12 protein-coding genes are annotated in these 12,409 nt (G+C 73.1%); 6 read left to right on the top strand and 6 right to left on the bottom strand.

The annotated features are described in order from the left end of the window. Positions 1 to 34: 34 nt before the first annotated feature. The 3 genes from OG490_RS34380 to dacB all read right to left on the bottom strand — a co-directional run bounded on the left by OG490_RS34380 (position 35) and on the right by dacB (position 3,230). Positions 35 to 925, bottom strand: a complete 891-nt coding sequence (locus OG490_RS34380; RefSeq protein WP_330300191.1) for an alpha/beta fold hydrolase — start codon at positions 923 to 925, stop codon at positions 35 to 37. After that, positions 922 to 1,521, bottom strand: coding sequence for a TetR/AcrR family transcriptional regulator (locus OG490_RS34375; RefSeq protein WP_330300190.1), 600 nt, complete (start codon positions 1,519 to 1,521; stop codon positions 922 to 924). Before OG490_RS34375 ends, OG490_RS34380 begins: the two co-directional genes overlap by 4 nt. 68 nt (positions 1,522 to 1,589) lie before the next feature. After that, positions 1,590 to 3,230, bottom strand: coding sequence for a D-alanyl-D-alanine carboxypeptidase/D-alanyl-D-alanine endopeptidase (gene dacB / locus OG490_RS34370; RefSeq protein ID WP_330300189.1), 1,641 nt, complete (start codon positions 3,228 to 3,230; stop codon positions 1,590 to 1,592). Between the two features lie 166 nt (positions 3,231 to 3,396). Between dacB and thpR the strand changes: the two genes are divergently transcribed. From thpR to OG490_RS34345, 5 genes are all read left to right on the top strand, one after another. Then, the gene (gene thpR / locus OG490_RS34365) at positions 3,397 to 3,981 is read left to right on the top strand and encodes an RNA 2',3'-cyclic phosphodiesterase (protein WP_330300188.1); all 585 of its coding nucleotides are present in this window, start codon (positions 3,397 to 3,399) and stop codon (positions 3,979 to 3,981) included. A gap of 9 nt (positions 3,982 to 3,990) precedes the next feature. Beyond that, positions 3,991 to 4,947, top strand: a complete 957-nt coding sequence (locus tag OG490_RS34360; RefSeq protein ID WP_330300187.1) for an NAD-dependent epimerase/dehydratase family protein — start codon at positions 3,991 to 3,993, stop codon at positions 4,945 to 4,947. Between the two features lie 78 nt (positions 4,948 to 5,025). Continuing rightward, complete coding sequence (locus tag OG490_RS34355) at positions 5,026 to 5,217, top strand: hypothetical protein (protein WP_330300186.1); 192 nt, start codon at positions 5,026 to 5,028, stop codon at positions 5,215 to 5,217. Between the two features lie 114 nt (positions 5,218 to 5,331). Then, positions 5,332 to 6,459, top strand: a complete 1,128-nt coding sequence (locus OG490_RS34350; protein ID WP_330300185.1) for a hypothetical protein — start codon at positions 5,332 to 5,334, stop codon at positions 6,457 to 6,459. Positions 6,460 to 6,652: 193 nt separating this feature from the next. After that, positions 6,653 to 6,853: a chaplin gene (locus OG490_RS34345; RefSeq protein ID WP_330300184.1), complete on the top strand. Its 201-nt coding sequence runs from the start codon at positions 6,653 to 6,655 to the stop codon at positions 6,851 to 6,853. Here the strand turns inward: OG490_RS34345 and OG490_RS34340 are convergent. Both OG490_RS34340 and OG490_RS34335 read right to left on the bottom strand, forming a co-directional pair. Next, the gene (locus OG490_RS34340) at positions 6,850 to 7,482 is read right to left on the bottom strand and encodes a GNAT family N-acetyltransferase (RefSeq protein WP_330300183.1); all 633 of its coding nucleotides are present in this window, start codon (positions 7,480 to 7,482) and stop codon (positions 6,850 to 6,852) included. The genes OG490_RS34345 and OG490_RS34340 overlap by 4 nt on opposite strands. 69 nt (positions 7,483 to 7,551) lie before the next feature. Next, positions 7,552 to 8,862: an MFS transporter gene (locus OG490_RS34335; RefSeq protein ID WP_330300182.1), complete on the bottom strand. Its 1,311-nt coding sequence runs from the start codon at positions 8,860 to 8,862 to the stop codon at positions 7,552 to 7,554. Positions 8,863 to 9,127: 265 nt separating this feature from the next. On the opposite strand from OG490_RS34335, the gene OG490_RS34330 reads away from it, so the two are divergent. After that, on the top strand, positions 9,128 to 11,782 hold the full coding sequence (locus OG490_RS34330; RefSeq protein ID WP_330300181.1) for a SpoIIE family protein phosphatase: 2,655 nt from the start codon (positions 9,128 to 9,130) through the stop codon (positions 11,780 to 11,782). A gap of 43 nt (positions 11,783 to 11,825) precedes the next feature. On the opposite strand, the gene OG490_RS34325 is transcribed toward OG490_RS34330, so the two are convergent. Further along, positions 11,826 to 12,290, bottom strand: coding sequence for an Lrp/AsnC family transcriptional regulator (locus OG490_RS34325; protein ID WP_330300180.1), 465 nt, complete (start codon positions 12,288 to 12,290; stop codon positions 11,826 to 11,828). Positions 12,291 to 12,409 lie beyond the last annotated feature (119 nt).

Genomic DNA, 12,409 nt, shown 5'->3' with positions numbered 1-12,409 from the left:
CCGCACCGCGACGGACCGCACCCTCCGGCGGGGCTCACCCCCGCAGGGCCTTGCGGAGGAGTTCGGCGAACTCGGCGGGGTGCGTGGTCAGGCCCGTGTGTCCGCCGGGGAAGTGCAGGAGTTGCGTGCCGAGGCGCTCGGCCAGGAACTCGGCCGAACGGTAAGGCAGTTCGCCGCGCGAGTCCTGGCCGCCGGCGAGCACGAGGCGCTCCGGCAGCGCCTGGAGCCGGTGCAGGTCCGGGGTGTAGGACATGAAGGCGGGCACGATGCGGCCGACGAAGTACGGCAGGCCCGCCATCGTCCGCTCGGCCCGCGCCGCGGCCCGGGGCGGAAGCCGCAGCTCGGACTCGGGCTCGGGCTCGGGCTCGGGCTCGGGCTCGGGCTCGGGCGAGAGCTCCGGCTCCGGCCCGCCGGTGTCGCCGGCCGCCTTCAGGCCGGCGGCGAACACCCCGAGGGCGGGCATGAGCCCCTGGGTGCGCAGCGTCTCCTGCACGCGCGCGAGGAACGCCCGGTGCCGGGCGGCGTCCGGGAGGACCTCCACCAGCGGGGGTTCGTGCGCTACGAGGCGTTCGACGCGGCCGGGATGCGTGGTGAGCAGGTGCACGGCGGCGATCGCCCCGGAGCTGGCGGCGAACACCCGGGCCGGTTCGCCGGGCGACAGCAGTTCCAGCAGGCGCAAGGCGTCGTCGGCGTGCTCGGCCACCCGCTGTTCGGCCTCGGTATCGTCCAGCGGGCTGCGGGCGATGCCGCGCGGGTCGTAGGTCGCCACCGTGTACTCGGCGGCCAGCTCCTCGGCCACGTCGTCGAAGGCGGCCGCGCCGCCCGTCCCTCCGGGGATCAGCAGCAGGAGCGGGCCCCGGCCCCGCACTTCGTAGTGCAGGGTCGCCCCGTTCACGCGCAGGCTGCCGACGGTCGGGGTGGTCATGAGGAGACTCCTTCTTCGGGAGGGAGCGGGGGCCAGTGCTCCAGGAGGGTGTGCAGGGCGTCGAGGGCGCGGATCCACGAGTCCTGGGCCGGGCGCGCGTGCGCGAAGCCACCCGCGGCTTCCAGGGCGACGAACCCGTGGAAGGTGCTGCGCAGCAACCGGACCGCGTCGGTGAGGTCGGGCTCGGCCAGTCCGTAACCGCGCAGCATTCCGTAGGTCAGCTCGACCGCGCGCCGTGGTCCGGGTGCCCGGGCGGCCAGTTCGGGGTCGATGCGGATCGCGGCCTGCGTCGCCGCGTAGCGGCCGGGGTACTGGTGTGCGTACTCCCGCCAGGCGTGGGCGAACGCGAGGAGCGCGTCCTTGCCCGCCCGGCCGGCGGTGGCCTCCGCGATGCGGATGGTCTTCTCGTCCGCCGCCAGCAGCGCGATCCTGCCGCGAAGGTCCTCCAGGTTGCGCACGTGGGCGTAGAGGCTCGCGTCCTTCACACCCAGCCGCCGCGCCACCTGCGACATGGTCACGCGGTCGAGTCCGACCTCGTCCGCCAGTTCGGCGCCCGCGAGCGTCACCCGCTCCGCCGTCAGCCCTGCCCGCACCATGTGCCCTCCACCGTTCCTAGGGTCCCTAGTTTTAACCTAGGCCCCCTAGGAAAGCAATCACCGCAGGCTCAGTGCGCCTCCTGCGCCTCCTGGAGGTAGGCGGCGATCAGGGCCAGGTCATTGGCGATGGACAGGATGTCGTCGGGGTTCGCGGTCGGTGTGGACGCCCCGTTGACCCCGGCGAAGAAGGTGTCGAAGCGGCCACCGCCCTTGTCGAGGTAGCCGGCGATGGTGATGGCGCCGACGGCCAGCCGGTCGTTCAGGGAGTCCCCTCCGACGGCCGCGCCGGTCTTCCCGAACACCTTCCCGCGCGCCGGGCAGCTCCGGCAGTTGTCGGCCAGCAGACCGTCGACCCCGAGGACGGGCAGGGCCTCCCGGAAGAGCCGCGCGTCCGGGGTGCGCTGCCAGTAGGCCAGCATCTGCACCAGCGCCTGGGGCGTCGACCGGTCGGCGGGGTTGCCGCCCCGGCCGTCCATGAGCTGGACCTGATCGCGGTCGACGCCCGCCCGGTCGAGGAAGGCGGCCAGCACCGGGAACCCGTCGGCGCACTGGTGGCTGCCGGTGGTGACGGCCATCAGGCAGATGCCCAGGTTGGCGCCCAGGTTGTGACTGACCTTGAGGATCAGCTTGGCGTACTGCTCGTACGGCGGTGAGGTGTACTCCGCCACCCGCGGGCGGCCCGCGTAGTCCTGCGGCAGCCGGTCGGCCCGGTTGGGTCCCGTCGCGGCGGCGGTGACCTGCACCCCGGCCCGGCCGAGCGCCTCGATGAGCGCGGTGCGGCCGAAGGCGGACGGATCCGTGATCGGGGAGGTGCGCAGCAGCGGCTGGGCGTCCGCGGCGATCGTGCCGGACAGCTGGATCCGGGTGCCGCCGTCGGTGGCCGTCACCGTGACCGCGGCCGGTTTGCCGGCCGCGACGGTCTTCACGGTGGAGGTGACCTGGTACGGCGCGACCTTGGGCCGCCAGTCGATCCGGGCCTTCGCGCCCGGCCCGGCCCCGGGCGTGGTCAGCAGGTCGATGAGGTTGTCGTTGACGATCAGCGGTGTCGGGGTGGGGTCGAGGATCGGGTCGGAGGCGAAGAGCCGGCTGTCGACGAGCACGTCGCCTTCGACGCGGGTGATGCCGGAGTCGTGGACCTGCCGGGCCAGTTGGTCGATTCCGGCGAGCGGGTTCTGCGGGGTGAGCGTCGCTCCGGGGAAGTCGTTGGCGTAGGTGTGGTCGAGGTCGGTGTACGCGACCGTGCCGTCGGCGCGGGTCCGGCCGCCGAGGGTGAGGTCGCCCTGGGCCACGAGGTCGAGGTCCCCGGTGAGCGTGGCCCCCTTGCGCTCCCCGACCGCGTAGAGGGGGGTCACGAAGCGGTGGTCCGTGCCGAGGGTGCGCCAGGTGCCGGAGACGGGGAACAGCTTCGCGGTGGAACCGGGTATGAAGAACTGTCCGGGGAACAGGCTGTGCTCCACCCGCCCGCCGTCCGGTTCGCTCTGCAGGAGACCCCACTGGGCATGGCGGTACTCCGGCTTGCCCATGATCTCCGTGATGCGCGGGTCGAGGCGGCCCGGGTCCCCCACGCCGGTCGGGAAGGGCGACGGGGAGGGCGGGGGCGACGGGGCCGCACGGGCACCCGTACTCATGGCGAGCGTCACCAACAGCAGCGCGGCGCAGCCGGCGGCCCTACGCCGCCACCGCGCCGCACCGCGGATCGGATGTCCCACAGCGCGCTCCGTTCGTCGCGGCTGTCGTCTCCCCGGACCCGGGGGCACCTGACCAGCGTGGCACGGCCCGGCACGGCACGCATGCGGGCCCGCCGGGCCGTGGTGCGGTGCGGCCGGGCCGTGGTGTGGTGCCGGGTCCCGTGGCCGATGGTGTACGAATTCCTTCGTGAACGAACAGATCCGGCCCGCGACCACCCGCGTCTTCATAGCGCTCGCCCCGCCCGACGACGCGAAGGAGGAGCTGGCCCGGGAACTGCGGCCCGCCTACGAGACGCACCCGCACATGCGCTGGAACCGCATCGAGGACTGGCACATCACCCTGGCCTTCCTCGGCGAGCTCCCCGTAGCGGCGCCCGAGCTCCTGCGGCCGCCGCTCGCGGGCCTCGCGGCGACGCGCCGCCCGCTGGAACTGGCCATGCGCGGCGGCGGGCACTTCGACGAACGGGTGCTGTGGACCGGGATCGACGGGGAGCTCGAAGGACTGCACCGGCTCGCCTCCGAGGTCCGTGACGTGGTCAGGGCCTGCGGAGTGCCCTTCGAGGAGCGACCGCTGCGCCCCCACCTGACCCTGGCGCGGTCCGGCCGCGGCGACCGGTCCAGCGTCACGGAAATCGCCACCGGGCTGGCCGCGTTCACCGGGCGCCGGTGGCCGGCCGCACGCCTGCACCTGGTCGGCAGCAACGTAGGCCGCGGCCCCGGGCCGATCCACTACCGCGACATCGAGGCATGGAACTTCGACGGCACAAACTAGTGTTCGTCCGTGAGCTTTCATCTCGTCATCGGATTCGGGCCAGCAGGCGCCGCCACCGCTCGGCTGTTGGCCGAGCGGGGCCATGCCGTGCGGGTCGTCACCTCCTCGGGCCGGAGCCCGGAACCGGGGATCGAGCACCTCGCGTTCGACGCCGCGGACAGCGGGCGGCTGACCGAGGCCGCGCGGGGCGCGACCGCGATCTACAGCTGCGGCGGCCCGCCCTACCCCCGCTGGGCGGGCAGTTGGCCGCCGCTCGCCTCCTCGCTCTGCGCCGCCGCGGAGGCGACCGGGGCGGTGCTGGTGATGCTGGGGAACCTCTACGGCTACGGTCCGGTGGACGTCCCCATGACCGAGGACCTGCCGCTCGCGGCCACGGGCCCCAAGGGCCGGGTGCGCGCCGCCGTGTGGGAGCAGGCACGGGAACTGCACGAACAGGGCCGCATCCGCGCGGTCGAGGTGCGGGCCTCGGACTTCTTCGGGCCCTCGGTGACCGATGGCGGCCACCTGGCGGCGCGGGTGATGCCGGGGCTGCTGCGCGGCAAGCCGGTCTCCGCGCTCGGCGACCCGGACGCCCCGCACAGCTGGACGTACCTCCCCGATGTGGCGGGCGCCCTGGTCGAGGTCGCGGCGCAGGAGCGGGCCTGGGGCCGGCCCTGGCACGTCCCGACCGAACCGGCCCTGTCCGTACGGGAGATGGCCGGTCTCCTGGCGGCCCGGGCGGGATCGGGCCCGGTCGCGGTGCGCCGGATCCCGTCGGCCGTACTGGGCGTGGGCTCACTGTTCTCCCCGATGATCCGCGAACTGAAGGAGATCCGGTACCAGTTCGACCGTCCCTTCGTCGTCGATTCGAGCGCCTACGAGGCTCGGTTCGCGCTGCGGGCCACCCCCGTCGGCGACCAGGTCGGGGCGACGGTGGACTGGTGGCGTGAGCGGCAGGCCTCCGCCGGGCGGCCCCCGGCTCGGTGAACACCCGGTACCCGACCCGTACCCACCCGTACGCGACCCGTACGTGACCCGCCCGGCGCCGTCGGCGTTGTTGCCGGTATGGACGAGACCACCGAACTCCTCGACATCCTGCTCGACGGCGCCACCGAACAGCGGCTCAAGCTGATCAGCGGGGACGAGGCCAGGGCCCTGATGGTTCTCCTGGGCTTCCTGGACGACGACGGCCAGCCCGAGGACGTACGGCGCAACGCGGCCGAGATGCGGCTGCGCCTCGCGTCCCGCCTGGCCTGAGCCCCCGGCCCGGCCCGACCCGGCCGGGGGGCCTTTCCCCGGTGTCAGCGGCACCCCGTACGCTCCCGCTGATCAGGAAGTTCACGGGGTGCACGATCCAGGCGGGGGCAGTACATGACATACCGGCGCGCGGCGATACCGGCATTGGCGGGAGGGCTGCTCCTGGCGGCGCTCCTGTGGTGGGCGGGGGCGAGCACGGCCGCACTGCGCCTGCCGGGCAGCACCGACGTCCTAGGCTTCAGGGCCACCAGCGAGCTCGAACACTGGCTCGCCCCCTGGTCGTACGATCCCCCCGGCGCGGAGGGAGCGGGCGGCGGCAGCGGTGACGGGTCCGGCGGCACGGCCCGCTACCTCTCGCTGTACGAGACCGCGGTGCAGATCCGCTTCGGTGCGGTCTTCGCCTTCTTCCTGCCCGGGGCGCTGCTCCTGGTCCGCAGGCTGCCGCCGGTGCGCGGCCGGATGCCGGCGGCGCTGCTCGCCGTCTGGGCCTGGGGCCTGGTGGCCGGGATGCTGGCGAGGGCCGTCTCCGCGCCCTGGCTGATCGCCGGGCAGGGGCACGGGAGCTACCGCTTCCTGCCGCAGTTCTCGAGCGTGATCGCCTCCGGGGCTCAGGTCCTGGTGGTGGCCGCCCTGGTCGCGGCCGCGGTGACGGTGCTCGTGGCGCGGATCACCGCCAAGGGGGCGGGCCCGCTGCCGCAGGCCGTCGTACCGGCGCGTGCGACCCGGCTGGCCGCCACCGTCGGGACCGCGCTGATCGCCGTATCGCTGTGGGCCCTGTCGTACCAGTCCGTCGCCGCCTCCATCCAGGAGGTCTCCACGGGCTCCGGGCTGTTCTCCGAACCCGGCGAACTCCTGCGCCAGTGGCTGCTGCTCGGCGGCTGGACGGCGCCGACGGGCGGGTCGCTCGGCCGGTGGCTCCTCTACCGCGTCCCCGACCTGCTGTTGCTCGCCGTGGTGTGGGGGGCCCTGCGCAGGCTGCCGGGACTGCTCACGCGGGTCACGGTCCCGGCGGTGATGGTGGGCGCGGTCTGCGCGACCGTCCTGGGCCTCCTGGCGAGCCAGTTGCTGCAGGTCGTGCTGACGGCGGCCGACTCGGGCGCGCGCTGGGGGGCGCTGGGCCTGTTCGCCATCCTCGGCGGCGGCGTCCCGGCCGCCCTGACCTGGGGTCTGGTGGCGGGGGCCGCGGCCGCCGTGACCCTGCGGTTGGTCACGGACCGCACGGCCCCGGCGGAAAGGGCCTGAACCTCTACGGGATGGCGGGCCTGACCCACTGGTACAAAGCGGTGGCTCTGGGCCCCGCCCCGGAGTGGCTGCGTGCCCTGCCGGGCGTCAGCCCCTTGGCTGGTGGGCACGGGCCGACCGGGCCGAGGGCCGTTACCCCTCGTCCCGGCCCGCGCCTGTCGACCCTTCCCGGTATCTCGTGAAAGGCCTTTCCATGCGCGCCGTTTCCTCCGTGCTGACCGCCGTTGCCGCTCTCACCATCGTCCTGGGCGGTGCCTCCGCAGCCAGCGCCGATGTGAATGTGACCATCCCGGAGGGCAACTCCTACACCTTCGTCTTCGGCAACTGGACCCAGTTCGCCGCCGACGACATCTTCAACGCCGGTCTCAACAACACGGTCGGCTCCAACAACTAGCTCCGGGTCGAAGGGTGCCGGGCGATGCGCTGTTCCAGCCCCGCCCGGCACTCCGGCCACTCCGCGGCGGTGATCGAGAAGATCGCGGAATCGCGCAGCCGCCCGTCCTCGCCCGGAGCCCACGACCGCGACCAGTTCCGCAGGACCCCCTCGAACCGCGCGCCCACCCCTTCGATCGCGGCCCGGCAGCGGCTGTTGCGCGCGTCCGTCTTCAGGTCGAGGCGGGCCACCCGCCAGTTCTCGAAGGCGTGCCGGAACAACAGGTACTTGGCCTCGGTGTTGATCCCCGTGCCCTGGGCCGATGCCGCGAGCCAGGTGTAACCGACTTCGATCGCGCACAGGCCCTCACCCGTGGGCCAGGGCCGCGGATCCCAGAAGGCGGTGGCCCCGACGGCCCGCCCCGTCGCCCGTTCCACCTGCGCGTAGGGAGCCAGCTTTCCCGCGGCGGCACGGGCCAGCTGCGCGTCGACGTACCCTTCGACCTCGGCAGCCGTGGGCACCCAGGTGAAGCCGAACGAGGTCCGGTCCCCTGCCGCCGCCACGGCCAGGTCCGCCGCATGGCGGTGCTCCAGCGGTTCCAGTCGCACGCGTGCGCCCTCCAGAACCGGTCCCTCCAGTGTGAAACCCACCGATCACCCCTCCGCACCGACACGGACCGTCCGTATCCGTCCAGGGCGCAGCGTTCCAGAGCCTTCGCGTCACGTCGTGCGAATATCGGCCGCCGCGGTGGTCGCAGTCGTCGCCTTCATCGCCTTCATCGCCTTCATCGCCGCGAGCCTTCGTACGCTGGAGCGCTGCTGTACGACGGACAGGCCCGCCACCGCCGCGCCGAGTACGAGCCAGCCCGCCGGTCCGGCCGTCATGACCACGCCCGTCAGCAGCAGCGGCCCGGCGGACTTCTGTACGGACTGGGCCATGCCCGCCACTCCGAGGTAGGAGGCCTTCGCCCCCTCGGGCGCGAGGAAGACCGCGAGCTCCCAGGAGCTCACCGAGCGCATCAGCTCCGCGAAGGTGACCAGCACCGCCGCGGCCAGCAGGACGGCCGAGGCGGTCCAGGAGCCGCCTCCCGTCGATGCGGCCATGAGTGCGCAGCAGGCGAACAGGGTGAGCCCGTAGACGAGGACCGCTCCCGTCGCCCGGCGCGGCCCTTCGACCTTGGCCGACACGCGGATCTGGAGCAGGACGACGAGCACGGTGTTGATCACGAGGAAGGCCGGAATCACGGCGTGGGGTGCGTCGGTGTGCTCCACCAGCCACAGCGGCAGCCCGACGTCGAGGATCGTCGAGTCCAGGCACATCGGAATGTCCAGCAGGACGAACCGGAGGTATCCGCGGTCCCGCCAGGGGCTCGGGGCGGGACCTCCGAGCGGCCCGTCCGCCGCGGCGGCGCCACCTTCGCCGGTCCCGGTCCGCGCGGTCACGTGCCCGTGGCCGCGCGGCTCCCGGGTCCGCCAGACCAGCGCCGCGGCCGCCAGGAACGACAGCGCGTTGCCCAGGATCAGCACCTGGTAGGCGGCCTCGGTGCCCACGGCGAGTCCGATCGCGGCGATGCCCGCGCCGATCCCGTAGCCGGCGTTGGCCGAACTGCGCGACAGCGCCTGGTAGGCGGAGCGCCGCTCGCCCGCCACCCGGGTGGCGAAGAGCATCTCCAGCGTCTTGGCCGCCCGGTCGCCCAGGGAGGTGACGGCGACCACGAGCAGCAGCAACTGGAAGCTGGTGACGACGAGCAGTGCGCAGAGGGTCGCGAGCCGCAGGAGGTGGCAGGCGATCAGCAGCGAGCGCACCGGGAACCGCCCCGCCAGGTGGCCCGCGAGCGGTGATCCGGCGATGCCGGCCACTCCGGCCGCGCCCAGCAGCAGACCCAGGTGCCGGCCGTCGAGTCCGGCCACGAAGGTGAAGAACAGGACCGAGGCCGCGGCCCACACGCCCGTACCGGTCCGGTCGAGCAGTTGGGCGAACAGCATGATCCGGGCGTCCCGGCCCCCCGGCGGCCGCCGCAACTGCGCCACCAGTCCGGCTCCGTTCCGCCGGTCCTTCCGGGTCTCCGCGCCCCGCCGCATTCCAGTCCCCCGCACGCTCGACACATGTATCTCGATGTCGAGATACCTCGCGCAGCCTGCCGCAGATTAATCTTGACGTCAAGATAGTTCTGCTCCGTAGCGCCCACGTAGCGCCTCTCCCGCGACGCGCGGCGCCCGACCGGCGCACCCAAGACGACCCGGAGTGCTACAACTGGTTCGTGACCGGTCCTTGCAACCCGTACCGGGGACGTCGGTGCGGTCACTGAGCAGAAATCGCCCGCGCAGCGTCGCCCGCCAGGTATTCGTCCTTCAGGTGGCGGTCGTGGTGCTGCTCGCCGCTGCCGCCGTACTGGCCCTGGTCCTCCAGTCGCGCCGCGACATCGACCGCGAGGCCCGCACCCGGTCCGTCGCGGTCGCGGAGAGCTTCGCCCACGCACCCGGGCTTCGGGAGGCGCTCCGCTCCCCCGATCCCTCCGCCGTCCTCCAGCCCATCACCGAGGCGACCCGCAAGGTCTCCGGGGTGGACTTCATCGTGGTGATGGACACCAACGGGATCCGCTACACCCATCCGCTGCCCGACCGCATCGGCAAGAGGTTCGTCGGCACGATCGGCCCTTCCCTGGCCGGCCGGGTGTACACCGAGAGCGTGCACGGGCCCCTGGGCAACGAGATCCAGGCCGTGGTGCCGGTCTTCTCTGCGGACGGCCGGGTCGTGGGACTGGTGTCGGCCGGCCTCACCGTCGAGAACGTGACCGGCGCCTTCGACCGGCAGCTCCCCGTCATCCTCGGCGCCAGCGCCGCGGGCCTGGCCCTGGCCACCGCCGGCTCGGCGCTGATCAGCCGGCGCCTGCGACGGCAGACCCGCGGGCTCGGCCCGCAGGAGATGACACGGATGTACGAGCACCACGACGCGGTGCTGCACTCCGTACGCGAGGGCGTGCTGATCATCGACGGCGCCCGGCGGCTGCTGCTCGCCAACGACGAGGCGAAGCGGCTCCTGCGGCTGGGCCCCGGGGCCGAGGGCTCCTTCGTCCGGGAGCTGACCGGCCTCGACCGGCAGCTGTCCGACCTCCTGGTCTCCGGCCGGGAGGCCACCGACGAGGTGCACCAGGCCGGGGAGCGGCTGCTGGTGATCAACCAGCGGCCGACCAAGCCCGGCGGCGGGCCCGAGGGCTCGGCCGTCACCATCCGCGACTCCACCGACATGCAGGTCCTCAGCACCCGGGCCGACGCGGCCCGCAGGCGGCTGAAGCTGCTGTACGACGCCGGTGTGGGCGTCGGCACCACCCTGGACGTGGAGCGGACGGCCCAGGAGCTGGCCGATGTCGCCGTACCGCGCTTCGCGGACTTCGTGACCGTCGATCTGGCGGAGCCCGTGCTCCAGGGGGACGAGCCCACCCCGTCGGCGGACCTGCTGCGCACCGGGGTCAGCGGCATCCGGGACGACGCGCCCCTCTACCCGCGCGGCAGGCTGATCGGCTTCCTGCCCTCCACCCCCCAGGCGCGCGGACTCAGCAGCGGCCGGGCCGAGGTGGTCGCCGACCTGGCCCGGGCGCCCGGCTGGATGGCGCAGGACCCTCCGCGGGCGCAGCTGATCATCGACTACGGGATCCACTCGCTGATCACCGCCCCGCTCAAGGCGCGTGGCGTGGTGCTGGGCGTGGCGAACTTCTGGCGCTCGCGCAAGCCGGCCCCCTTCGACGAGGAGGACCTGTCGCTGGCGGAGGAGCTCGTGGCCCGGGCCGGGATCACCATCGACAACGCCCGCCGGTACACCCGTGAGCACGCCCTGGCCGTGACGCTCCAGCACAGCCTGCTGCCCCGCGACCTGCCCGAGCAGAGCGCCGTGGAGGTGGCGCACTACTACCTGCCCGCGCATTCGGGGGTCGGCGGCGACTGGTTCGACGTGATCCCGCTCCCCGGCAGCCGGGTCGCGCTCGTCGTGGGCGACGTCGTCGGCCACGGCCTGCACGCCGCGGCCACCATGGGCCGGCTGCGCACCGCCGTGCTCAACTTCTCCTCCCTGGACCTGCCCCCCGACGAACTGCTCGCCCGGCTCGACGACCTCGTCCAGTACATCGACCAGAGCGGCGAGGACGGGGACGGCGGCGAGGGCGACGACGGACTGCTCGGAGCCACCTGCCTCTACGCCGTCTACGACGCGGTGACCCAGCGCTGCACGGTGGCCCGCGCGGGGCACGTGCCGCCGTTCCTGGTGCGGCCGGACGGCACGGTGGAGATGCCGGACCTGCCCCCCGGCGCACCCCTGGGGCTGGGCGGGTTCCCCTTCGAGTCGGCGGAGCTGGACCTGAGCGAGGGCACCCAGCTCGTGCTGTACACCGACGGGCTGATCGAGGACCCCGCCCGCGACATCGACGAGGGGCTCGCCCTGCTCCGCACGGCCCTCACCCACGCCGACCGGGGGCCCGAGGAGACCTGCCGGGCGATCCTCGAGGGGCTGCTGCCGGAACGGCCCCGGGACGACGTGGCCGTCCTGGTCGCGCGGACCCGGGCGCTGGCGGCGGAGCGCATCGCGGAGTGGGAGGTGCCGTTCGAACCGAGCGCGGTGGGGGTCAGCCGGGCCCGCGCGGTGGAGCAGCTGGAGGAGTGGGGCCTGTCCGAGCTGGCCTTCGGCACGGAGCTCGTGCTCAGCGAACTCATCACGAACGCCATCCGCCACGGCGGGGCGCCGGTCCGGGTGCGCCTACTCCACGACCGGGTCCTGACCTGCGAGGTCTTCGACAGCAGCAGCACCACACCGCACCTGCGGTACGCCGCCACCACCGACGAGGGGGGCCGCGGGCTCTTCCTGGTGGCGCAGATCAGCCGCAGGTGGGGGGTCCGCTACACCCCCGAGGGGAAGATCATCTGGTCCGAGCAGCAGCTGCCGGAGGACGGGGAGTCCTGAGCGGGGCCGGCGGGATCCGCCGGTCCCCTGCCGTCCGCCGGGCTCACGGGCTGCTCGGGCTCGGGTAGATCCGGGACTGCTTCACGCTGCCGTACGCGAAGCTCGATTCGATCGAGGCGATGCCGGGGATGGCGTGGATCCGGTCGCGCACGAGGGCCTCGTACGCCTGCAGGCTTTCGATGACGACCCGGAGCAGGTAGTCGCTGCTTCCGGCCATCAGGTAGCAGTCCTGGATGTGTTCGATGACCGCGACGTGGTCCTCGAAGACCCTGACCGCCTCGCCCGTGTGGCGTTCCAGCCGTATCCGGACGAAGACGGTGATCGGGAGTCCGAAGCCGACCTGGTCGACCATCGCCGTGTAACCGCGGATGAGACCGGCTTCCTCCAGGCGCCGCACCCGGCGCAGACAGGGCGACGGGGACAGCCTGACCCGGTCGGCGAGGTCCTGGTTGGACAGCCGTCCGTCGGCCTGCAACTCGCGGATGATGTGCAGATCGACTGCGTCCATGGTCACTCCTTGGCAGATTCTGCCCCAAAGCTATGTCTGGGTGGCAGAACTCGCAATCGACTGCCCCGGGGAAAGGCCTAGCGTTGCCCCATGGCCGGATCCGGCCCCTTGAGGCTGGA

Source organism: Streptomyces sp. NBC_00503 (assembly GCF_036346895.1).
Taxonomy (GTDB): Bacteria; Actinomycetota; Actinomycetes; order Streptomycetales; family Streptomycetaceae; genus Streptomyces.
This window is presented reverse-complemented; position numbering and strand designations above follow the sequence as displayed.